This window comes from Nitrosopumilus sp. S6 (assembly GCF_054515815.1).
This window is the reverse complement of record NZ_JBTNRI010000009.1, coordinates 25,155-45,765: the sequence shown is the minus strand read 5'-3', so window position 1 is coordinate 45,765 and position 20,611 is coordinate 25,155. Positions and strand designations below refer to the sequence as shown.

General features: G+C 32.8%; 27 protein-coding genes and 1 tRNA gene. 16 read left to right on the top strand and 12 right to left on the bottom strand.

The window, feature by feature from the left end:
- The first annotated feature begins 14 nt into the window (after positions 1–14).
- Positions 15–1,067 carry an alcohol dehydrogenase gene (locus ACX12B_RS07155; protein ID WP_459353341.1) on the top strand — a complete coding sequence of 351 codons (1,053 nt, stop codon included), beginning with the start codon at positions 15–17 and terminating at the stop codon, positions 1,065–1,067.
- 46 nt (positions 1,068–1,113) lie between these two features.
- Positions 1,114–1,863 (top strand): response regulator, encoded by a 750-nt coding sequence (locus ACX12B_RS07150; protein WP_459353340.1) that lies wholly within the window; start codon positions 1,114–1,116, stop codon positions 1,861–1,863.
- On the opposite strand, the gene ACX12B_RS07145 is transcribed toward ACX12B_RS07150, so the two are convergent.
- Together ACX12B_RS07145 and ACX12B_RS07140 are read right to left on the bottom strand one after the other, a co-directional pair.
- Positions 1,855–2,355 carry an Lrp/AsnC family transcriptional regulator gene (locus ACX12B_RS07145; protein ID WP_459353339.1) on the bottom strand — a complete coding sequence of 167 codons (501 nt, stop codon included), beginning with the start codon at positions 2,353–2,355 and terminating at the stop codon, positions 1,855–1,857. The genes ACX12B_RS07150 and ACX12B_RS07145 overlap by 9 nt on opposite strands.
- Positions 2,356–2,418: 63 nt before the next feature.
- Complete coding sequence (locus ACX12B_RS07140) at positions 2,419–2,982, bottom strand: YkgJ family cysteine cluster protein (RefSeq protein WP_459353338.1); 564 nt, start codon at positions 2,980–2,982, stop codon at positions 2,419–2,421.
- An 84-nt stretch (positions 2,983–3,066) separates the two neighbouring features.
- Here ACX12B_RS07140 and ACX12B_RS07135 point away from each other — a divergent pair, with 84 nt between their 5' ends.
- Complete coding sequence (locus ACX12B_RS07135; protein ID WP_012214909.1) at positions 3,067–3,378, top strand: translation initiation factor eIF-1A; 312 nt, start codon at positions 3,067–3,069, stop codon at positions 3,376–3,378.
- 45 nt (positions 3,379–3,423) lie between these two features.
- Positions 3,424–3,615, top strand: a complete 192-nt coding sequence (locus ACX12B_RS07130; RefSeq protein ID WP_014962828.1) for a cold-shock protein — start codon at positions 3,424–3,426, stop codon at positions 3,613–3,615.
- A 95-nt stretch (positions 3,616–3,710) separates the two neighbouring features.
- Here ACX12B_RS07130 and ACX12B_RS07125 read toward each other — a convergent pair.
- Positions 3,711–3,837, bottom strand: a tRNA-Tyr gene (locus ACX12B_RS07125).
- Positions 3,838–3,937: 100 nt separating this feature from the next.
- Here ACX12B_RS07125 and ACX12B_RS07120 point away from each other — a divergent pair.
- The 6 genes from ACX12B_RS07120 (at position 3,938) to ACX12B_RS07095 (ending at position 9,168) form a co-directional block, all read left to right on the top strand.
- On the top strand, positions 3,938–4,546 hold the full coding sequence (locus ACX12B_RS07120) for a hypothetical protein (protein WP_459353337.1): 609 nt from the start codon (positions 3,938–3,940) through the stop codon (positions 4,544–4,546).
- 34 nt (positions 4,547–4,580) lie between these two features.
- On the top strand, positions 4,581–4,991 hold the full coding sequence (locus ACX12B_RS07115; protein WP_014962830.1) for a translation initiation factor IF-5A: 411 nt from the start codon (positions 4,581–4,583) through the stop codon (positions 4,989–4,991).
- Between the two features lie 111 nt (positions 4,992–5,102).
- On the top strand, positions 5,103–5,792 hold the full coding sequence (locus ACX12B_RS07110; protein WP_459353336.1) for a diphthine--ammonia ligase: 690 nt from the start codon (positions 5,103–5,105) through the stop codon (positions 5,790–5,792).
- Entirely contained in the window at positions 5,785–7,113 is a 1,329-nt protein-coding gene (locus ACX12B_RS07105; protein WP_459353335.1) for a signal recognition particle receptor subunit alpha, read from the top strand. The genes ACX12B_RS07110 and ACX12B_RS07105 overlap by 8 nt, the downstream gene beginning before the upstream one ends.
- Positions 7,114–7,138: 25 nt before the next feature.
- Positions 7,139–8,284 carry a tRNA pseudouridine(54/55) synthase Pus10 gene (locus ACX12B_RS07100; protein WP_459353334.1) on the top strand — a complete coding sequence of 382 codons (1,146 nt, stop codon included), beginning with the start codon at positions 7,139–7,141 and terminating at the stop codon, positions 8,282–8,284.
- Positions 8,285–8,454: 170 nt separating this feature from the next.
- Positions 8,455–9,168, top strand: a complete 714-nt coding sequence (locus ACX12B_RS07095) for a hypothetical protein (RefSeq protein WP_459353333.1) — start codon at positions 8,455–8,457, stop codon at positions 9,166–9,168.
- 12 nt (positions 9,169–9,180) lie between these two features.
- On the opposite strand, the gene ACX12B_RS07090 is transcribed toward ACX12B_RS07095, so the two are convergent.
- Together ACX12B_RS07090 and ACX12B_RS07085 are read right to left on the bottom strand one after the other, a co-directional pair.
- Positions 9,181–9,354 (bottom strand): 30S ribosomal protein S27ae, encoded by a 174-nt coding sequence (locus ACX12B_RS07090; RefSeq protein ID WP_014962835.1) that lies wholly within the window; start codon positions 9,352–9,354, stop codon positions 9,181–9,183.
- Positions 9,354–9,782, bottom strand: a complete 429-nt coding sequence (locus ACX12B_RS07085) for an eS24 family ribosomal protein (RefSeq protein ID WP_459353332.1) — start codon at positions 9,780–9,782, stop codon at positions 9,354–9,356. Before ACX12B_RS07085 ends, ACX12B_RS07090 begins: the two co-directional genes overlap by 1 nt.
- Positions 9,783–9,865: 83 nt before the next feature.
- On the opposite strand from ACX12B_RS07085, the gene ACX12B_RS07080 reads away from it, so the two are divergent.
- Positions 9,866–10,426, top strand: a complete 561-nt coding sequence (locus ACX12B_RS07080; protein WP_459353331.1) for a DUF309 domain-containing protein — start codon at positions 9,866–9,868, stop codon at positions 10,424–10,426.
- Here the strand turns inward: ACX12B_RS07080 and ACX12B_RS07075 are convergent.
- Positions 10,410–11,696: an alkaline phosphatase family protein gene (locus tag ACX12B_RS07075; RefSeq protein WP_459353330.1), complete on the bottom strand. Its 1,287-nt coding sequence runs from the start codon at positions 11,694–11,696 to the stop codon at positions 10,410–10,412. The two genes, ACX12B_RS07080 and ACX12B_RS07075, sit on opposite strands and share 17 nt — an antisense overlap.
- 237 nt (positions 11,697–11,933) lie before the next feature.
- Between ACX12B_RS07075 and ACX12B_RS07070 the strand changes: the two genes are divergently transcribed.
- Together ACX12B_RS07070 and ACX12B_RS07065 are read left to right on the top strand one after the other, a co-directional pair.
- The gene (locus ACX12B_RS07070; protein ID WP_459353359.1) at positions 11,934–12,950 is read left to right on the top strand and encodes a galactose-1-phosphate uridylyltransferase; all 1,017 of its coding nucleotides are present in this window, start codon (positions 11,934–11,936) and stop codon (positions 12,948–12,950) included.
- A gap of 40 nt (positions 12,951–12,990) precedes the next feature.
- A complete protein-coding gene (locus ACX12B_RS07065; RefSeq protein WP_459353329.1) occupies positions 12,991–13,437 on the top strand; it encodes a hypothetical protein in 447 nt (148 codons plus the stop codon).
- Here ACX12B_RS07065 and ACX12B_RS07060 read toward each other — a convergent pair.
- From ACX12B_RS07060 to thiD, 3 genes are read right to left on the bottom strand one after another with little or no spacing between them, the layout of a single operon-like run.
- Entirely contained in the window at positions 13,434–13,871 is a 438-nt protein-coding gene (locus ACX12B_RS07060; RefSeq protein WP_459353328.1) for a GNAT family N-acetyltransferase, read from the bottom strand. The genes ACX12B_RS07065 and ACX12B_RS07060 overlap by 4 nt on opposite strands.
- Before the next feature lie 3 nt (positions 13,872–13,874).
- Positions 13,875–14,576, bottom strand: a complete 702-nt coding sequence (locus ACX12B_RS07055) for a nucleotidyltransferase family protein (protein ID WP_459353327.1) — start codon at positions 14,574–14,576, stop codon at positions 13,875–13,877.
- Between the two features lie 55 nt (positions 14,577–14,631).
- On the bottom strand, positions 14,632–15,933 hold the full coding sequence (gene thiD, locus ACX12B_RS07050) for a bifunctional hydroxymethylpyrimidine kinase/phosphomethylpyrimidine kinase (RefSeq protein WP_459353326.1): 1,302 nt from the start codon (positions 15,931–15,933) through the stop codon (positions 14,632–14,634).
- Positions 15,934–16,028: 95 nt separating this feature from the next.
- Here thiD and ACX12B_RS07045 point away from each other — a divergent pair, with 95 nt between their 5' ends.
- The 3 genes from ACX12B_RS07045 to thiC all read left to right on the top strand — a co-directional run bounded on the left by ACX12B_RS07045 (position 16,029) and on the right by thiC (position 17,999).
- Complete coding sequence (locus tag ACX12B_RS07045) at positions 16,029–16,220, top strand: hypothetical protein (RefSeq protein WP_459353325.1); 192 nt, start codon at positions 16,029–16,031, stop codon at positions 16,218–16,220.
- 1 nt (position 16,221) lies between these two features.
- Positions 16,222–16,440 carry a hypothetical protein gene (locus ACX12B_RS07040; RefSeq protein WP_459353324.1) on the top strand — a complete coding sequence of 73 codons (219 nt, stop codon included), beginning with the start codon at positions 16,222–16,224 and terminating at the stop codon, positions 16,438–16,440.
- A 230-nt stretch (positions 16,441–16,670) separates the two neighbouring features.
- Positions 16,671–17,999, top strand: a complete 1,329-nt coding sequence (thiC, locus tag ACX12B_RS07035; RefSeq protein ID WP_459353323.1) for a phosphomethylpyrimidine synthase ThiC — start codon at positions 16,671–16,673, stop codon at positions 17,997–17,999.
- Here thiC and ACX12B_RS07030 read toward each other — a convergent pair.
- From ACX12B_RS07030 to ACX12B_RS07020, 3 genes are read right to left on the bottom strand one after another with little or no spacing between them, the layout of a single operon-like run.
- Complete coding sequence (locus tag ACX12B_RS07030; protein WP_459353322.1) at positions 17,982–18,386, bottom strand: NUDIX domain-containing protein; 405 nt, start codon at positions 18,384–18,386, stop codon at positions 17,982–17,984. The two genes, thiC and ACX12B_RS07030, sit on opposite strands and share 18 nt — an antisense overlap.
- A 5-nt stretch (positions 18,387–18,391) precedes the next feature.
- Complete coding sequence (locus ACX12B_RS07025) at positions 18,392–19,243, bottom strand: prephenate dehydrogenase/arogenate dehydrogenase family protein (RefSeq protein WP_459353321.1); 852 nt, start codon at positions 19,241–19,243, stop codon at positions 18,392–18,394.
- Complete coding sequence (locus tag ACX12B_RS07020; RefSeq protein WP_459353320.1) at positions 19,240–20,610, bottom strand: aminotransferase class I/II-fold pyridoxal phosphate-dependent enzyme; 1,371 nt, start codon at positions 20,608–20,610, stop codon at positions 19,240–19,242. Before ACX12B_RS07020 ends, ACX12B_RS07025 begins: the two co-directional genes overlap by 4 nt.
- Position 20,611 lies beyond the last annotated feature (1 nt).

Here is a 20,611-nt window from a genome sequence, read left to right as displayed (position 1 = left end):
CCAAAAGTGATTTTATGAAATCTGCTAGGATTCCAGGTCCAAATGAACCTCTTATGATATCTGAATCTGAAAATCCAAAACCTTCTGGAACTCAGGTTTTACTTAAGGTAAAGTCTGAAGGTGTATGTCATAGTGACTTGCATCTGTGGGAGGGTGGATATGACCTAGGAGATGGTCAATTTTTGAAAGTTACTGATCGTGGTGTAAAATATCCTGTAACACCTGGTCATGAAATTGTTGGAACTATTGAAGAAATTGGAGAAAATGTTTCTAATGTTTCTGTAGGCGATGATGTACTAGTTTTTCCATGGATGGGTTGTGGTGAATGCCCTGCATGTAAAGTTGGAAATGAAAATCTATGTGACACTCCAAAATCAATGGGATTATTTCAAAATGGTGGTTATTCTGATTATGTATTAGTTCCAAATTCTAAATATTTAGCAAAACTTGATGGTGTTGATCCTGATGCTGCAACTTCACTTGCATGTTCTGGACTTACTGCATATACAGCTATCAAAAAAGCAAATCAAAATTATCCAGAATTCATTGTAATTGTTGGGGCTGGCGGATTGGGACTGATGGGTGTTCAAATTGCTAGTGAGATCACTGATGCAAAAATTATCTGTGTTGATTTAGATGATGCAAAATTAGAAACTGCAAAAGAAATGGGTGCTCATTTCACTGTAAATTCCAAAAATCCTGACACTGTTCAAAAAATTATGTCGATATGTAATGATAAAGGTGCAGATAGTGTTGTTGATTTTGTTAATGCTCCCCCAACTGTAAAAACTGGTTTGGCAGTATTAAGAAAAAGAGGAAACCTTGTTCTAGTTGGATTATTTGGCGGCTCTTTGGAGTTGTCTCTTGTAACTATTCCTCTCAAATCAATTACAATTCAAGGTGCATACACTGGAAATTATAATGACATGGTAGAACTTCTTGGACTTGCAAGAAAAGGAACAATTAATCCGGTTATCTCAAAAAGATATTCTTTGGATGAAGCAAATACAGCATTAGAAGATCTTAAAGCACGTAAGATTCTTGGACGTGCAGTTATCAATCCATAACCGATTATTGTAAATCTTATTAAATCAAAAAATTCCATAACAAATATTGGATATTAAAACTGGCAGCGAGGTTGCATTAGCCCATCTAAAAAATAAACAATTCATTACTGCTCATACTTTATTCACAAATCAAGCTGAGTCTGTAAAAAAATCAGAACCTGTAAAATCTGCATTATTGTATTTGTTAGCTGCTGAATGTAAAAAACAACATGGAAAAGAATCTGAAAATGAAATCACAGAAGCTGGAAATTTATTTTTGAAATATTCTAATCAAAAGGATGCAAATAATGTAAAAGGTGCATTACTTTGTGCTTCCAAATGTTTTTTGAGTTTGGGTGAATTTGACAAAGCAAGAGATACCTATCAACAAGCAAAAACAATGTTCTTAGATCCTATTCAAGTTACAAGACCTATTGTAATTATTGATGACAGTAAAGCTATAGCACTAAAATTACAAACTTATGTTGAAAAATTAGGATACTCTGACATTCATGTTTTTGAAAATGGTAAAACTGGTGTTAAAGGATGTAAAAATTTATTTTCTGAAGGAAAACATCCTATACTTCTTTTAGATATGGGATTGCCTGATCTTGAAGGTGATGCTGTTGCAGAAAAATTACTTAAGGAAAAATTAGATTTACAAATTGTGGTGATTACTGCTGATGAAAAAACTACTGAACGTGTAAACAAAACACTAAGTTCTGGCGTGTCTGCATTTATACAGAAACCTTTCACACTTGATGAAGTCAAAAAGGCAATAGATGTAGCAGAGTCTGAATACACTCTATTACAATAACAACAATGACATGTTGAGAATGTTTACATCTCTAATGTCTATTTCGTTTATTCTATAATCAATTAATTCTTCAGAGAATTTTTCCACAATTTTTTCTGATGTGTTATCTTTTTCAGATTCAATTTGAACAATTATTTGCATGTTCCACTCTCCTTCCATATTTGCAACAAGAACATAATTATTCAATTTTTTAACAAATTCTGTAATAGAATCCCTAACTGTTTCAAGTGACTTTGATGGTTTTAGTTTCATCAAAACTGATTGATACTTGTTAATTCCAGAAACATCTGTTAGAACTGCTTTGTATCCTTTGATGATTCCGCTTTTTTCCAATCGTTCAATTCTTTTTCTGATTGTTCTGTCTGAAACATCATGTCCTGACTTTTCTAATTCTGCCGCAATTTCCTTTGACGGGGTTCTTGCATTGTTATTAAGAATTTCAATAATTTTCTGATCTACTTTGTCTAAATTAGACCAAGCGTCTTCACTCATACTTGTTATAGATTCTAATGCCTATTGAATTTTTGTCTAATTCTATACTTGTATCATGAGTTCTTATTCTTCTAAGAACCAACCTGCTTCAAACAGATTGCTGTCTTGGGCTTCTCCAACTTCTGTAGCAAATCTCCAAATAAATGGCATCTCTGTACTCATCTGTTCTTTGATTTTCAACAAGGATTCTATTTCAGAATTTAGATTCTCATCTGCTGTTTTATGTTCTTTACAAAATTTACATTTTTCATCAAGTGTAATTGGATCTGATTCAATTAGTGGATATGTTCTGCATGCAAGAGGTCTGTCCTCATAAATTTTACATGGGAATCCATTATGAGGTGACTTATTTCCACTTTTTGTATCTAAGAATGGACAAGTATTTCCATTTTTTTCAATTCCCATCATTTGATATGCTAAAACTTTAGTCGGAATTGCATCTCTCTCATTTGAAATTCCTATTCTGGGTAAAATTTTGATATCTAGATTATTCTCCTTTGCTAATTTTTCAATTCTTTCTTTTTCATCTGGTAATATCAAAACTCCAATCTTTCCAAATTTTTTACTTGGATAGTATTCTCTTTCAATACAGCATTGAGAACACTCATCAATACACCGGAATTCCATAATTTCTTTTGGATTTTAATGCATAAAACTTATTGTAAAAATCAAAAACCTATCAGTTATATGCTAATAATGTAAATTACTATTATGGGTAAGCGCCAAGTCAAAAGTGAAAGTGCACTAAAAGAAATTCGTCTTCCTGAAGAAGGTGAACTATTTGGTAGAGTTCTCAAGATGCTTGGTGGCGAAAATGTCTTAATCAAATGTACTGACAATGTCACAAGACGCGGTAGAATTCGAGGAAAATTAAAGAGAAGAGTTTGGATCAGAGATAATGATATTGTAATTATTGCACCTTGGGACTTTAACGAAGCTGAAAAAGGCGATATTGTTTGGAGATTTACACTTCCTCAAGTTGAATGGCTAAAGGAAAATGGACATATTCCAAAAGATTTCTAATTAAACATCTTAGTTAATATAGTGAAGAAATTATTTCAAAACCAAATGGAACAAGGTACCGTAAAATGGTTTAACCGTACTAAGGGCTTTGGTTTTATTGAAAGAGAAGGTGGAGACGATCTATTTGTTCACAAAACAGATGTAGACGGATTCATCAACGAAGGCGATAAAGTCGAGTTTGAAATCGGTGAAGGCAAAAAAGGCCCAGCAGCACAAAAAGTCAAAAAAACAGAGTAGACAATGAATTTTTAATTTAAGATTTCATCTTATGTTTTCTTAACCTAGTCTATCTTTTTATTATTTTTACAATTATTTTTTCAGAGAGTATTATGTGGTCCCGCGGGGCGGAGTTGAACCACCGACAACCCGGTTTCTGTATGCCTGATATGCTGTTATTCGGTCAGCCATCTAAAGCCAACAACTACAGCCGGAAGCTCTACCAGGCTGAGCTACCACGGGACAAGAAAAACGAAGTTTACTGCTATTAAAAAACTATCGTAGAGATTTGATCGACTGATCAATATAAGCATAAATAGTCTTCAAAAATGTTCATTGATTAATGTCCAAACTGAAATTATCTTATTCTGGTTATGTTTGTGCACCTTATCTTCACACCCATGAGTCAATTGAACTAAAAGAATCATGGTTGAACTCAAAAAACATTGAAAGGTTGTATTTTGTTACTGGCACATTTTCATCTGAAAGCAAACCCTATTTTTCAGATTCTACAAATCATTATCTTTTAGCTAAGTTCAAAGACAGTGCAAAGATTACAGATGATCTTGTTGATCATAATCAAGAAAAAACATCTTTTGTCTTTAATGTAAAAGACGATCTATTTCAACACGAAGTTCTAGGAGATGTAAATTTTGTATCTGTCTATTATTTGGAATATGGTGAAGATGAAGATGTTTCTGAAATTGCTCATTTATTGGTAAAAAAAGACCAAATTGAGTCTGCAGGAATGGGAAACATGGAAACATTTTGTAAAAATCCTTCCAAATTTACATTCCCATACTCTGAAAATATTATAGTAATTGAAGTTGCAAGTGAAAAGAGTCATCAAAGTGTTAAAAAATACTGTGAGCAAACAAGACGTGATGCTAACAGAAAAGGTCTGTCAATGACAAATTTGATGAGTCTTTCAATTTTAGAACAACTAAAGTAGAAAAGTTAAATATTCGACCAAAAACTGTTTTTGCATGAGCAAACCTTCTGATCTTGGTTCATTAAAAATCGGTTCTTACATTTTACTGCCACATTCAGATCAACCAAGTGGCGAACCATGTAGAATTGTAGAATATGATACTTCAAAACCAGGAAAACACGGTGCAGCAAAAGCAAGAATTGTCGCTGAGGGTATTTTTGATGGCCAAAAAAGACCACACGTAGGACCAGTCAGCATGCAAATCCATGTACCTATGATCAACAAAAAAGTAGGACAAATTATCTCCATGACTGGTGATACTGTTCAACTAATGGATTCTGAAACTTTTGAAACAATTGATGTTACATTGATTGATGATGAAGTTAAAGGAAAATTAGAAAACGGACAAAATGTGGAATATTGGGTTGTAATGGACAAAACTAAAATCATGCGCATTAAGACATAGTCTGGATGCTGATGATTATCGGAAAAGCCGTCTGATTTATGATGACGATTATGAGTGTTGAAGCGTCCTTTGAATAAACTTAAACAATTGTTGGATTGATTTTTTTATAAAATGAAACTTGCTTCTCTGTTCTCAGGTGGAAAAGATAGTACTTATGCTATACACTTGGCACAAAAACAAGGCCATGAAATCAAATGTCTTCTAAGTGTATTTACAAAATCTGAAGAAAGTCATTTGCTTCATCATCCAAATATACAATGGACAAAATTACAAGCAAAATCAATGCAAATTCCACAACTTACAATTGATTCTAATTCTGATCAGACAAAAGATGAACTTTCTTTATTGGAAAATCTAATACTGACTGCCAAAGATGAGTATAACATTGAAGGAATCGTGCATGGTGGAATCAAAAGCAATTTTCAAAAAGAAAAATTTGAAAACGTTTGTTCAAAATATGGTTTATCTGTAGTTACACCATTGTGGGGTTTAGATCCTGAACAATACATGAATGATTTACTTGATGCAAATTTTACATTTATTATGATTACTGTATCCTCTGATGGGCTAGATGATTCCTGGTTAGGAAAAATAATTGATCATTCTGAAATTGAAACTTTGAGAAAATTTTCTGACAAGTTTGGATTTAATCTAAATTTTGAAGGTGGTGAAGCTGAAACATTTGTACTTGATTGTCCTTTATTTTCAAACTCGATCAAAATTAACCAAGCCGAAAAAAAATGGGATGGCTATAGAGGAAGGTTTGAAATAGTGGATGCCGAATTGAATTACAATGCTTGATGGACTTAAGAGTAGTTTAGGTGATGCAATCAAGAAGATTGTAAAATCCTCAGGAATAGATGAGGAGTTAATCAAAGAACTATCAAAGGATGTTCAAAGAGCATTATTACAATCTGACGTTAATGTGAGACTGGTACTTGAAATCACAAAACATTTGGAAGAACGTGCTCTCAATGAGACTCCTCCACCAGGCCTATCTAGGAAAGATCACATTGTCAAAATTCTATATGATGAACTTGCAAACCTGCTTGGAAACGAGTCTGAATTTGATTTCAAACCAGGAAAACAAAACAAAATCATCTTACTAGGAATTCAAGGAAGTGGTAAAACCACAGTTGCATCCAAACTTGCTAAATTCCTGACTAGACAAGGGTACAAAGTTGGTGTTATTGGGGCTGATACCTATCGACCTGGTGCATTGGTACAACTCAAAACAATGTGTGAAAAATCAAATGTTGAGGTATATGGTGAAGAAAACAACAAAGATTCTCCTAGTATTGTAAAAAATGGTCTGAAACATTTTGAAGACCAACCCTTAGATGTTATTTTAATTGATACTGCTGGACGTCACAAAGAAGAACAAGATCTTCTTGATGAAATGGATAGAATTAACAAAGTTACTGATCCAGATTTAGCACTACTTGTCATTGATGGAACAATTGGACAACAATGTTTCAATCAAGCTGAAGCATTTCATAAAACAATCCCTGTTGGTGGTGTCATAATTACAAAACTAGATAGTTCTGCAAAGGGTGGTGGTGCATTAGCTGCATCTGCTGCAACTGGTGCACAAATTATGTACATTGGTACTGGTGAAAGAATTGATGATTTAGAAAAATTCTCTCCAACAAGATTTGTTGGACGTCTGTTGGGAATGGGTGACATTCAAGCTGTCTTGGATTTAGCAAAACGTTTGGAAAGTGAAAGTGATGATGATAGAATGAAAAGAATCTCTAGTGGAAAAATGAACATGGAAGACTTTCTTTCTCAGTTAGAAGAAGTAACTAAAATGGGTTCATTGCAAGGAATTCTTGAAAGCATGCCTGGTCTTTCTGGAATGGTAAAAGATGATCAAGTAAATCAAATGGAGGACCGAGTTTCAAAATGGAGATACATTATTCAAAGTATGACTACTCAAGAAAAAGCAGATCCTGAAGGATTATTGAATTCCTCTAGAATCAAAAGAATTGCACGTGGTTCAGGTTGGCCTGAGGGTGAAGTTAAAGAATTAATGAAAAATTACAAAAATTCTAAGAATATGATGAAGGCATCAAAAGGAAGACAGATGCAAGGTACTCTTAGAAGAATGGGATTAGGTTAATAGTAAAAACACCCTTCCTTCTAAAATGACTACTTATCAGAAAATTATTCCCATTGCAAATCAAATATTAAAAAAATATGATTTATGTGAAAATTGTCTTGGACGATTGTTCTCAAAGCAACTCTATCTTTCATCAAATAAATTCCTTGGAAAAAAACTAAAGAAAAATTCAAAATCTGCTCAAAGATGCTATATTTGTAAAAACCTGTTTGATAACCTAAATTATTTTTTGAATATGATGCTTGACTCTGCATCACCTTATTCTTATTCTTCATTTAGTGTTGGTGTAATAATCAAACCATCAATAATAGATAGAGATGACACTGTACGCTCTAAATACAAACTAAAAGGAATTGATGGAATAAAGGCCGACATAACTAAAGAATTGGGAAAACTATTTTCCAAAAAAACCAAGAAAAGATTTGATTATTTAGATCCTGAGCTTGTTTTTACTGTAAATCTAAAGGATGATTATTGTGATATTCGATCCAAATCTTTGACTCTATCTGGAAGATATGTTAAATCAATACGAGGTTTTCCACAAAAACAAAAATCTTGTTCAAATTGTTCTGGTAAAGGATGTAGAATTTGTGATTTTCATGGAATCACTGAACATGATAGTGTTGAAGGAGAAATATCTCAATTTCTTTTCAAAAAATTAGGTGGAACCACTGCTAAATTCACATGGATTGGTGGTGAGGATAAATCAAGCTTAATTCTGGGCACGGGACGACCATTTTTTGTGAAAATTCAAAATCCTCATAAACGAAGTCTGAGAATATCTTCTGCTAATTTAGAACATATCAAAGTTAATAATTTTAAAATTGTTCCAGATTCTCCAAAAAAGCCTCTAAAATTCAATTCATTAGTTGAAGCAAAAATTTCTACATCCTCAAAGATTAATCCAAAACTTTTACGTAAATTAAAAAATCTTACCAAAAAACCGATTACTGTTTATGAAAAATCTGGAAAACGTTCTGAGAAAAGAGTATTTTCCATAAAACACAAGAAACACGATGATACTTCTTTCACACTATTTTTCAAGTTTGAAGGTGGTTTGCCTGTAAAACGTTTTGTTACTGGTGATGATGTTTCTCCTGGAATTAGTCAGACTCTTGGCATTCCATGCAAGTGTCTTGAATTTGATTTTCATGATGTTGAAGTAAAATGATAACAATTAACTAGCTCTGAATATTTCAAAATGTCATGCCAATAAGAAAAAAAGGTAAACATCAAAGACATGCTGATCAAAGAGCAGATACACGAAGAAAAAAGAAGGCAAAGTCTGGAAAACCTAGGTCTTAATCAAATCAACCTTTTTACATTCAAAATTGTCGAGGGATGGTGTTGGATCCACTAGTACGCTTCAAAGATGCACACTCTAAAGGGATAGTTCCTGATGATGTGTATGATCTTGCACTCAAACGTTTTCCAATCACTATTGCGGGAATTAATAGAATTGAAAAAGCATCAGGAATACGTTATCCTGTTGCATATGTGGAGCCATCACTTGTAATATCTTCACCCAATCCAAATTCTTATGAATATGGAATTTTATTTGCAAGAACAATCCCTGTTGTGTTTGAGGATAAATTCCAGGTTGTAATTCAAATTTCTGCTCCTCTGGTAGCATATGGTCTCAAAGGCACAATACATGCAATTTTGGCACATGAATTTTTACATTTTCTAGAATTAATACGAAAAATTTCAAAGATGGAATTGCTATCTGATGAAATCTCTGGAAATTTATTTGAAAATGTGTATAGTGATGAAACACGATTGTTTGAACCTAGAGTTGTATTCAAAGATCGAACATTGCTAAATCATATCACAAAAAAATTTCCAGCTGGATTTCGTGACTATAAACTTGAAGATAAGGTTACGAAATTTTGGATTGACCGAAACCTTCCTAAAACTAACATTTCTTTAGATTCAAACACTGTAAAATTACCTGCAGATGCTCTTTCAAAAATTAAGCTTGATCCTGCGTTTGTTTCTAAAATTGAACAACTAGAAGAAAAGAGTTCTAAAATTCGTAAAAAGAAATTGTATTGATTTGAAAATATTTTATTGATTAAATTCTGTTAAACCACATTTTCCACATGTGTGTCTATCTTTGTGTTCAGACATGAAAACTCCTTTACCACATCTTGAACATATTTTTTTAATTCTTGAAACTTTATCGCCGTCTACTTTGTAGTATGCATATACATTTGGACTGGAACCTTTCTTGCCTGCCATTATTCAGATTTCTCCTCTTCTTTAGCTTCTTCTGCAGGAGCTTCTACTGCTTTTTCTTCTACAGGATCTTCTTCAGATGGTGTTTCTTCTTTAGCTTCTTCTACAGTAGCTTCTTGTGCTGCTGCTTCAGCTTCTGCAAGTTTTGCTTTTGATTTTTCTAATCGTGAGAAAATTGTTGGGTTGATGTGTTTTTTAGCCAATCCTTCATCTTCATAAACAAAGAAAGTTCCTGTTACAACTGGTTTTCCCACATGAGTTTTTAATCTCATTGGAATTATCACTTTACCATCCAGTTTGAATTCTTTAGTAATCATATCTACTGCCTCAAGTTTTTTGAGTTTTCCTGCCAATCCTGCAAAATTACATGTAAGCTCTCTTCTGGATAGGAAGGTGTTATCTACGTCTGTAATAGTCTCAATTATGGACATGTACCCAAAATCCTTTAGATATTTCATATAAACCTTGATTGAAATAGATAAGAAATTTAAGAAAATCTTAGGTAAATCTTACTATGGAACGCTATATGCTTCATCTAAAAAACACTGGTTATGGACCTGAAAATTCCCGTGAAGTCGTTTACAAAGCAAGAGATCTTGCATCTGACATGAATGCTTCAATTAGAGTTGCCAGAATTGCTAAAAAATTTGTTGAATTAGATGTCTCAGTTGAAAAAGAAGATCTTGAAAAATTAATTGAAAAACTCTCTCCAATTGGTCCTATCGATAATATTCGTCATGTCTTTGAAGAAGAAATAGACAAAGAAAAAGGAATTGCTGATGGAATATTCTATTTTAACAATGAAAGATTCTGGGAAAGCCATGAAGCATTTGAAGGTGTTTGGAAAAAATGTTTTGGCCGAGAAAAAGAAATTGTTCAAGGAATTATATTAATGGCTGTTGCTTTTGCACATGCTCAAAAAGATGAATTAAGCATTGGAATTGGAATGCTTCGTAGAGTCTTAGAGAAATTAGGAACATCTCCTTCTACGTATCATTCTATTGATGTAGATATGATTAGAACTAAAGCAATAGAAATGCAACAAGAAAATAAGTTAACTACGTTTGAGATTTGATTAATTCTAAAGATTTTGTAACTACTTCTGCGCCCTGAAGAAGTCCAATACTTCCTTTTTTTGCTTGCTCTTCAGTCATTCTTGTTGTTCCATCTTTTTTGATAAAGTCTCCTGAGACTAATACTGGAACTGGATCATCACTATGTCCTTTGTTAATACATGGTGTTGAGTGGTCTGCTGAAATTACTATTGCTACTTTGTTAGTATCTATGTTTTCAACAAGTGTCTTGAAGAATCTTTGGTCAATCTCTTCTATGTTTTTCATTTTACCTATGGCGTCGCCATCGTGTCCAAACTCATCAGGGCCTTTAAGATGAACGTAGATTGAATTTTGAGTTTCCATTGCTTTTGCCGCAACTCTTGCTTTTTCTTCATAATCAGTTAATCCTCCAGCTTCAAAGGCTTTCATCTTTAGTACTTCTGAAATTCCTAACTCCACTGGCATATCTACAATGCATGAAAAATTCATACCGTATTTTTCATTAATTGGTATTACATCTGGATACTTGTTTCCTGCATCTCTAAGTAAAATACAACTGAGTTTCTTTTTTCCTTGTTCCTCTCGTTTTTTGTTAATTTGACTTTCTTTGCAAATCTTGATTGTTTGTTCTGAAAATTCATTTACTGTATTTGCAGTTGATTTTGCATCTTCAACATCTTCTAAAGGTAAACATTTTTCAATCTTCAAAAAATCCCCAACAGCTTTTGCCACTCCCATACCTCCAATGTTACTATATGCTGGGTCTGTGTTTGTAATCTTTGATGATAATTTTTTTGAATTGTTTCTAATTCTAACAGTTACTCTGTGACCAATTGTTGGTGATACTACAACAGATGTGTCTGGATTTGAGAACTTTATCTTCTCTTCAATCTCTTTTGCTATTCCATCTGCATCATCTTTTTCAATATGTCGTCCTGCTCTTCTATCTATGATAACTCCTTGATCATCTAATGTGGAATAATTTCCTCTTAATGCAAGATCTCCATTTTTAAAATCAATTCCAATCCCTATTGCCTCAATTACTCCTCTACCTGCATAATCTTCATGTTTGAATTTGTATCCTAACATGTTGAATACTGCGATATCTGATTCAGGTGCAATGCCTTTTCCTACAGAAATTACTTCGCCAATTGCCCCATTACTTGCAATTTTGTCTAAAATTGGGGTATTTGCAGCCTCTAATGGTGTTTTTCCATCTAAATCTGGATGTGGAAGGTCTCCTACACCATCTAAAAGAACGTAAATCATATGAACATCAGAATTATCCATATCTTCCCCTGATTAATCCAGACCTGATGCTCTCCTTTAAAGCTTGCAACAAATTTTGCGATCAAAAAACATTGAACTTTCTAATTTTCTGTTTTTTCATTTCTAAAACGAAGTATTTTTTGATGAAATTCGTATTTTATTATTTTTTAGAAATTTTTTTCCAAAAATATTTTCTAATTTGGGATGTCATTGGATCTTAGTAAACGTTTTAACAGACATTTACTTCAAATTACAATTATGGGAGATATGCGCAAAGATTATGTTTCTGAGCGTTTTATGATTGTCTCAAAAAAAGACGACAAAGTTAAAGACTCAAAAAAATCTCCTTTTGCTCCTGGAAATGAATCTATGACAAATCCTTCTGTTTTGTCTCTTGTTGCAAAAGATGGAATGCTACAAAGATTACAAGACAGTGATGATGAATTTGTTGAAGGATGGTCAATCCGAGTTTTTGAAAGTAAAAATCCAATTGTATCTGTTGATACTGAGAACTCTTACAGTGATAGGCCATTTTACAGCGAACCTGCATATGGATATCATTACATTGTTGTTGCTTCTCCAAATCAAAAAGATACTTTTGCAACAATTGACACTGAACAATGGTCCAACATTTTAGTAGTTGTTCAAGACCGATTAAGATGGCTTTATACTCAAAAAGGAGTTACATACGTTTCAATTTATGCTGATCAGGGAGAACTCTCTGGTAGTACCACTCCTCATCCTCATCTTAACCTATTGACCTTCTCTACAATTCCTCCAATCATTGAAGAGGAGGCAGAGGCATCCCACAAAATTCTAAATGAAAAGGGTGTGTGCCCAATGTGTCAGACTGTTAATGAGGAAATTAGCGGTCCTAGGCAGGTTCTTCAAACTGAAGGCTTTATCGCATTTTGCCCTTGGTCCCCATCATATCCGTATGAGTTTTGGATTGCACCAAAGAAACACACTACAAGTTTCTCAAAAATCACTCAAAAAGAAATCAATGATTTGTCCCTGATTCTAAGAGCAACCCTGGGAGGATTATCCCAAACTATCAAAAATGTATCATATAACCTGGTCTTTCATCTGTCCCCTGAGAAGAAAAATAGTAGACAGATTCATTGGCATATTGAAATTTACCCAATCACAAAATCCTGGTCTGGTTTAGAACGTGGATATGGAATTTTCTTAAATGATATTTCTCCTGAAGAGGCAGCAGAGAAACTTGGTGCTTCCTGTAGAAAAGAACTAGCTAATCTAGTTGGAATTGTATGATTCTGTATAGTTTATTATTCAACTAAATATTTGATGAATTATGCAACTTGAAAACTGGTTAGGACTTGGCAGCATTGCATTTTTTGTACTGTTTGTTCTCGTAGTTTGTTCGCTTTACATCTTTATGTTTGATGATCCAAACACTTCTGATCTTCCAATTGATCCTGATAATTTTGCAAATCCAAAACTACTCCAATTCATTTCAATAACTATTGCCCCTGGAGGAATTTTAGCTGCAGTTGCATTCATTTTGTCAAAGTACTATGGTTCTAAAAAAATAGGTGCAATGCTCATTGTAGATGGACTCATCTTACTTGGTGGAATGGCATTTTCTCAAACTCTAATTGATAAAATTGCTGAACCATACATTACAGACACTGTTTTGATTATGCCACCTTTGTTTATGGTATTATCTGCACTTGTAATCTATTTTGGAATACGTTTGATGAAAGTTAGAAAACCCCGTCCAAAAAAAGAATATTTCTAAACGTGATCAAATCTTAATTCATTTGCAACTTGTTTAAAGCCTAATTTTTCATAAAAGGGCTTTACATCATCAGTACAATCTAAAATTGTCTTGTAGCAGCCTTGATTTTTAGCAATTTCAAGAAGATATTTCATAATTTTCTCTCCTATCTTTTGTCCTTGAAAATTCTTATCCACCACTACATCCTCAATATGACCTACTAATCCTCCATTATGGATGAACTTTTGTTCAATTAGCAATGTAGTTGAACCCACTATCTTTCCATCTATCTCTGCAACTGCTATGGTATAGTCTGGATTTGAATCAAGTTTCTTGAAAATCTCTTCTGCCTTACTTTTATCAATATCACTTGCTTTTCTTAATGAATCAAGTGTAGTGAGAAACCCATTTTGTAAATCATCAATTCCTAGTTTTCTTATTATGGGTTCGTTCATTTTTTACCTCTTTTTAGATTTCTTTGCATATTCTTCATTTGCCTGTTTGTATGATTCTTTATTCCCAATATCCATAAAGCCTTTTTTTGTAACAAAACTACTAACTAATTTTTTATTCTTCATTGCTTTTTTGATTACATCATCCATTCCGTATGGTTTGTTTTTTGGAATGTATTTCAAAATACCTGGCTCCATCACATAACAGCCCATGTTGATATTTGCTTTAATTTCTGGTTTTTCTTCCCAACTTGTTACTTTACCTGTCTTTGAAGTACTGATTACTCCGTATTCCAAATTGGTTTTGTATTCGTATAGACTCATGGTTGTAAATGCTTTTTTTACTTTGTGTTGTTTTATCATGTTTCTAAGACTAAAATCAAAAATTGAATCTCCATACACGCAAACAAAAGTGTCATCGATAAATTCTTCAGCTGTTTTGAGTTGACCTGCAGTATCTAGTGGTTTTTTTGAAATTGCATATTCTATATTTACTCCAAATTTTTTTCCATCTTTAAAATAATTTTGAATTTTTTCTTTACGATAACTTACACATAATACTATTGACTTTACACCATTTTTTTTATTCCAGTCTATTAGATGCTCTAGAATTGGTTTTTTTCCTAATGGCAACATAGGTTTTGGGGTTTTGAGTGTCAGTGGACGTAATCTTGTACCTAAACCACCTGCTAAAATTACTGCCTTCACAAATATCATTTTGTATTTGAGTATTTATGTTCAAGGATGATTTGATATTGGAATTTTACCCTTTAATTTTTGATATTTTTTCTAAAACATTTTCTGGTGTTTTTCCAAAAACAATAATCATTGGTTCTTTTCCAAAATCTCCTTTATGATAAATGATGTCTGGAATTATTTTTGAATTTTTAATTGCAGAATTTATTCCCCATCTAATTGTAGAACCTTGAATTTTTACATTCTTGGGTTCTTTACTACGATCGTAACTGCTCACTATTAGTTTTGATTTTTTAATTTTTGATAATGTTGTACTTTGATATTTTAAATTAATTGCAGAACAAATCTCTGGATATTTTTTATTCATTGATAATAATGCAGTTGCAACATGTTTTGAACCTCCATATTTCAAATCTCCTGCCACAAGTACATTTTTTCCTGCTTTTACAATTCTACCTGAAATTCCTAAAACATCTTTGATAGATTTTGGTTTTTGTTTTGAGAATACAAAGTTTGTTTGGCACTCTGGAATGTTTTTGTAAATTCCTTTCATGTTTGTAAATTTAGTTATTGCTGATGATAACTCTTCTTCAACTCCTTTGTTATTTTGTATATCTGTAATTACAATCCCCTTTCCAATTTTTTTTGCATTTTTTATTGAATTATGTGTGAATTTCTTTGCAAAATATAATGACTCTTTGATGCTTTTCTTTTTTGCAAGTGAATATACTATTGCAGCGGAGTGATTACATCCACTACCGTGGTTAATTTTTGGAATTCTCTCTCCTGAAATGATGTATTTTCTATTTTTTTCTAGAACAAAATCTGACACTTTGTTTTTCTTTTCTTCAAATCCTGTGATTGCAACATTTTTTGCTCCCATATTTTGAATTATTTTTGCTATTTTTTCAGGCGTGTTTTTTGCTGAAATTTTTGTTTCTGTAAGAAACTCTGCTTCTAATTTGTTTGGTGTAATTATTGTTGCAAGTGGTATGATGTACTTTTGAAAATCTTTTTTTGCATTATTTTCTATTAGATTCCCCCCTGTTGTTGATTTTATTACTGGATCAACTACAATTGGAATTTTTAATTTTTTTAATTGTTGGTGTATTACTTTGATAATTTTTGAATTATACACCATTCCAATTTTAATTCCGTCAATTTTAAAATCTGAAAACAATGACTCTAGTTGTTTTTTTAACATATTGGATGATACTGGTTCAACAATTCCAAATTTTGAAGTATTTTGACTTGTAATTGCAGTAACTGCAGTTAATGTATGTACCCCTAATTTTGTAAATACTCTGATATCGCTTTGAATCCCTGCACCTGATGATGGATCTGATCCTCCAATAGAAATTATATTCACACTGTTTTCTTATTTTGAACACTAATCTATTTTTCTTTTTGAATTCTTCAATTTTTATGATATTTGTTTTATAGTTTGAAGTTTATTTCACGATAATGACTGAAATTCCAATGATTGATGATTCTACTCCTGAAGAATTATTGTGTACTGCATGTTTGTTGCCAATGCAATATCAAACAAAAAAAGATGGAAAATTCTTGTGGCAATGTTTCAAATGCGGTAAGCAATATCTTGTTCCTGGAAATGCTGATGATTCTGTAGAAGAAAGTTGGAGTCCTCCAAGATAAAATGACTGAAATAGATTCTCTGCAATCTGAAAATCAAAAACTCCGAGAATATGTTTCATTAATTAATGCTGAATTGGAATTGTCTCAAAGAGTTTCTGAGATAAAGCAAAATTTTGTAAATTCTCCTGATTCTGAGCGTATAATTAAACCCATTTTAGATAGAATTTCTAAAATTCAATCTGAAAAATTAACTCTACAAAAAGAGCTTAATCTAAACTGAATTTATGATGATTGAGTTACACAATCAAATGAACAAAATTCATCTTTCATACTGTAAAATTCTTTTCCACAATGTCTGCATTCCCTAACTGTTCTCACAAGATCTAATATCATATTATTCCATTTAAAGCCGATCTATTTTCTTAATATAGTATTGAACAAATTTCCTGCGATCAACAAATTTCTGTATCTTTATGATTGTTTAAATCAGGCAAAAGCCTAGATTACTTTATGGCAACGCAAATGACTGCAGCACGACGTGGTGTTGCAACTGATGAGATGAAACAAGTTGCAAAAGATGAAGATGTAACTCTTGATTGGCTAATCCCCAAAATTGCAAAGGGCTCTATTATTATTCCAAGTAATAATTGCAGACCTCAAAAAATTCATAACGTTGGGATTGGTAAAGGTTTGAAAACTAAAGTTAATGTAAACATTGGAACTTCTACATTAAACGTAAATCTTGAAGAAGAGATTGAAAAAGCAAAAGTTGCAGTAAAATATCATGCAGATACTATGATGGATCTTAGTGATGGTGGTGATGTAAAACATATTAGAAAAACTTTGTTAGAAACTGCACCAATAACTTTCGGTACTGTTCCAATCTATGAAGCATACAATTATGGCGTTGAAGTCCACAAAAACCCTTTGAATCTTACTGAAGATGATTACCTAAATGCATTTGAAAACAATGCAAAGGATGGTGTTGATTACACAACTATCCATTGTGGAATCACCAAAGACATTGCAAAGAGAATTCTAAAAGTTCAAAGATATGGCGGTGTTGTCAGTAAAGGTGGTACTATTACTGCAGCATGGATGTTAAAACATGATAAAGAAAACCCATACTTGACTCATTACGATTATCTTGTAGAGATGGCTAAGAAGTATGATGTTACTTTTAGCCTTGGAGATGCACTTAGACCTGGCTCTATTTTAGACTCTCATGATGAATTACAAGTTCAAGAAATGATTAACATATCACAATTGACTAAACGTGCACATGAACAAGATGTTCAAGTAATGGTTGAAGGTCCTGGACATGTTCCACTAAATGAAGTTGCAGCAAATGTTAGACTAGCAAAATCTTTGATTGGCGATGTTCCATATTATGTTCTAGGTCCATTAGTAACTGATGTTGCATCTGGACATGATCATATTGCAAGTGCAATTGGTGCAGCTGTATCTGCAAGTGAAGGTGTTGATCTTTTGTGTTATCTTACTCCTTCAGAACATCTTGCATTACCTAATGCTGATGAAGTAAAAGCTGGATTAATTGCATATAGAATTGCAGCACATGCTGGTGATCTTGTAAAAATTCGTGATAAAGCGATCAAATGGGATATAGAGATGACAGAAGCTCGTCGTACCCTAGATTGGGAAAAACAACTTGCTTTGTCTATTGATCCTGAAGAAGCTGCAAAAATTCACAGTAGAACCGGACAACATCCTGGTAATAATGTCCCTTGTACTATGTGTGGAGGAGCATGTGTTTACATGATGTTGCCTCAACAAAAAAAATATGAAAAAGAAAACGAAAATCTACAACAAATTGAATAATACTTTTTCAAGACTAGGAACTGTTTCATAATTTTTCAATTCATCTACTTTAATCCATTTAAAATCCGAATTTTCCCAATTGAGTTTGATGGTTGGATTTTTTGCTTCAAATAAAAATGGAAAAATCTCCCATTCATGATTTTGATATTGTGGTGAGTTAATTCTCATCTCTTCTGCAGATTTTACTAAAGTTATTTCATCTTCTGTAATTCCTACTTCTTCAAAAATCTCAATTTTTGCTCTTTTAAGAGGCTCTTCATTTTTTTCTATAATTCCGCTTATGCCTGCCCATAATCCTTTCATGGTTTTGACTTCTTCACTTCGCTTTAGAATTAGTAATTTTTCATTATCTTTGATAAAGGAAGTAACTATCTTTGTCGAGCGCATATCCGTTATTTTTCAACGGCTTTGACCATCTTTGTTAGTTTCTTGTAAGACTCATTGATGTCTGTATGTTTAGCCAATCTCTCTTGGCAATCTTTAATGTAATTTACAACTTCTTCTGTCTTGGATTCTTGAACGGCAGTTAGTAATCTTCCAATGTCTTTCCATAGCTCTTCTGCAACTCTACGGATTTCTGGATTTGCAATTATAGTTTCAATTAATTCTGGAGATTCGGTCATAATACTTTCTGCTAATGTTTTCTGAACTCTAAAAGTAGTACCTGACATCTTCTCTGTAAGTAGCATTTTTTCATCTTTTGAAACAATATTTGCAAAAACTAAATTCATTAAATGAGTTAGTCCTAAAATTACTGCAATCTTTTTGTCATGTTCAACTGCATCAATTGTGACAAAATTAGCTCCTTCAAACAATGACTTTGTTACAGTCAATTCTTTTTTTGCATCTTTGATTGGAACAGAAATTATGTTTTGACCTTTTATTGTTTTTACCCCTGGCCCAAACATTGGATGAATACAAATTGGATTAATTTTTGCAGGCATTTTTGATAATGATGAGACAACTTTGGATTTCTCTGATGAAATCTCAATAAGATATGTTCCTCTTTTCATCTCTTTTGCAATTAGTCTGATAATTTCTGGGGTTCTTCTTGTTGGTGTACATAAGACTACATAATCTGCCTTGAGAATTGCTCCAACTAGAGAATCTGATGGTATGATTCCCTTACCTGGAATTTTGTTTTCTGAATCAAAACCTGTTACTTCAAACCCTTTATCTGCAAAATATTTGGCAAACCATTGACCCATTTGCCCACCTGCGCCAATAACTGTAACTTTCTTCATTGATTTTCACTCATGATATCCTTTAGTATATTCATTCCCTCAATTAGTGTCTTCTCGTCTTGACATGCAGAAATTCTTATGAAATTTTTGTAATCTCCAAATCCTTCTCCTGGTGCTACTGCTAAACCTCTTTCAAGTGTACTATTTGCAAATTGTACTCCATCAAATCCTTCTTTGTTGACTCGAGCAAAAATGTACATTGCTCCATCTGGAACAACAATATCTAAATTCATCTCATTTGCTTTTTGAATCAATACTTCTAGTCTACTTTGGACTGTTTTATTGTTGTTGGATGTATCTGCTTCTAATGCCTTCATGGCAATGTATTGGATTGGTTCTGATACATTTGTTAGACACAACGCTTCTAATTTTGCCATTTTTTCAATAATCTCTGTATCTGCAATAGCATATCCTATTCTAAAACCGGTCATGGCATGAGATTTTGAAAATGATTGTGTTACAATACTTTTTTTGTAATTGTAACTCAAAACACTTTTCCATTCTGACTTTACATATTCTGAATAAATTTCATCACTTAATACATAGAGGTTATTCTTTTTTGCAATTTCAATAATTTGATCTTGCAATGTTTCTGGAAGAATTTTGCCTGTTGGATTGTTGGGATAATTTAGGACAATCATTTTTGTATTTGGATTAATTGTGTTTTCTATTTGTTCAATGGATGGTTCCCACTTGTTCTCAAAAGATGTGTTTATTGTTCTAACTTTGATTCCTGAATTTAATGCACAGTCTTTGTATGCTGGCCATGCTGGCTCAATTACAATCATCTCATCTCCTGGATTTAGAAGAGTGGTTATTGCTGTAAATATTGAGAATCTTGCACCTGGACTGACTATGATATTTTCCTGAGATACATTTGCATTGAATTTCTCACTTGCATACTTTGCTAATGCTTTTCTGAACACTGGCATTCCTTTTGCTTGTCCGTATTTTAGAAATCCTTTGTCAAACACTTCTTCTAATGCATCTTTTACAATTGTTGGTGGCAAAAAGTCTGGTTCTCCTACTTCCATATGGATAATGTTTTGCCCTTGTTGTTCCAATTCTTTTGCTTTAAGGAATATTGAAAGATGAGTTTGTTTATTTGATGATTGGACCTTGATTGATTCGTTTAATAAAAAATTCAAAAACTTTGTAGCAATTTTTTCATCTAATCCTATTTCTTGACATACTGAAATTACTTTTCCGCGAAGATTGTCTTCCCGTGTTTCATCCGTAACTCCTTTACCAATGTTTTTCTTTACTTCCCCAATCTCTTTTGCAATATCTGTTCTAGTTTTCAGTAACTTTATCATTTGAAGAGTTACTTCGTCCATTTTATTCCGTAAGTCGTTGATATCTGACATT

Bases quoted from the DNA above. Each gene is read 5' to 3' on its own strand.
- ACX12B_RS07155 (WP_459353341.1), top strand. From the start codon at position 15: ATGAAATCTGCTAGGATTCCAGGTCCAAATGAACCTCTTATGATATCT.
- ACX12B_RS07145 (WP_459353339.1), bottom strand. From the start codon at position 2,355: ATGAGTGAAGACGCTTGGTCTAATTTAGACAAAGTAGATCAGAAAATT.
- ACX12B_RS07140 (WP_459353338.1), bottom strand. From the start codon at position 2,982: ATGGAATTCCGGTGTATTGATGAGTGTTCTCAATGCTGTATTGAAAGA.
- ACX12B_RS07135 (WP_012214909.1), top strand. From the start codon at position 3,067: ATGGGTAAGCGCCAAGTCAAAAGTGAAAGTGCACTAAAAGAAATTCGT.
- ACX12B_RS07130 (WP_014962828.1), top strand. From the start codon at position 3,424: ATGGAACAAGGTACCGTAAAATGGTTTAACCGTACTAAGGGCTTTGGT.
- ACX12B_RS07120 (WP_459353337.1), top strand. From the start codon at position 3,938: ATGTCCAAACTGAAATTATCTTATTCTGGTTATGTTTGTGCACCTTAT.
- ACX12B_RS07115 (WP_014962830.1), top strand. From the start codon at position 4,581: ATGAGCAAACCTTCTGATCTTGGTTCATTAAAAATCGGTTCTTACATT.
- ACX12B_RS07110 (WP_459353336.1), top strand. From the start codon at position 5,103: ATGAAACTTGCTTCTCTGTTCTCAGGTGGAAAAGATAGTACTTATGCT.
- ACX12B_RS07105 (WP_459353335.1), top strand. From the start codon at position 5,785: ATGCTTGATGGACTTAAGAGTAGTTTAGGTGATGCAATCAAGAAGATT.
- ACX12B_RS07100 (WP_459353334.1), top strand. From the start codon at position 7,139: ATGACTACTTATCAGAAAATTATTCCCATTGCAAATCAAATATTAAAA.
- ACX12B_RS07095 (WP_459353333.1), top strand. From the start codon at position 8,455: ATGGTGTTGGATCCACTAGTACGCTTCAAAGATGCACACTCTAAAGGG.
- ACX12B_RS07090 (WP_014962835.1), bottom strand. From the start codon at position 9,354: ATGGCAGGCAAGAAAGGTTCCAGTCCAAATGTATATGCATACTACAAA.
- ACX12B_RS07085 (WP_459353332.1), bottom strand. From the start codon at position 9,782: ATGTCCATAATTGAGACTATTACAGACGTAGATAACACCTTCCTATCC.
- ACX12B_RS07080 (WP_459353331.1), top strand. From the start codon at position 9,866: ATGGAACGCTATATGCTTCATCTAAAAAACACTGGTTATGGACCTGAA.
- ACX12B_RS07075 (WP_459353330.1), bottom strand. From the start codon at position 11,696: ATGGATAATTCTGATGTTCATATGATTTACGTTCTTTTAGATGGTGTA.
- ACX12B_RS07070 (WP_459353359.1), top strand. From the start codon at position 11,934: ATGGGAGATATGCGCAAAGATTATGTTTCTGAGCGTTTTATGATTGTC.
- ACX12B_RS07065 (WP_459353329.1), top strand. From the start codon at position 12,991: ATGCAACTTGAAAACTGGTTAGGACTTGGCAGCATTGCATTTTTTGTA.
- ACX12B_RS07060 (WP_459353328.1), bottom strand. From the start codon at position 13,871: ATGAACGAACCCATAATAAGAAAACTAGGAATTGATGATTTACAAAAT.
- ACX12B_RS07045 (WP_459353325.1), top strand. From the start codon at position 16,029: ATGACTGAAATTCCAATGATTGATGATTCTACTCCTGAAGAATTATTG.
- ACX12B_RS07040 (WP_459353324.1), top strand. From the start codon at position 16,222: ATGACTGAAATAGATTCTCTGCAATCTGAAAATCAAAAACTCCGAGAA.
- thiC (WP_459353323.1), top strand. From the start codon at position 16,671: ATGGCAACGCAAATGACTGCAGCACGACGTGGTGTTGCAACTGATGAG.
- ACX12B_RS07030 (WP_459353322.1), bottom strand. From the start codon at position 18,386: ATGCGCTCGACAAAGATAGTTACTTCCTTTATCAAAGATAATGAAAAA.
- ACX12B_RS07025 (WP_459353321.1), bottom strand. From the start codon at position 19,243: ATGAAGAAAGTTACAGTTATTGGCGCAGGTGGGCAAATGGGTCAATGG.
- ACX12B_RS07020 (WP_459353320.1), bottom strand. From the start codon at position 20,610: ATGTCAGATATCAACGACTTACGGAATAAAATGGACGAAGTAACTCTT.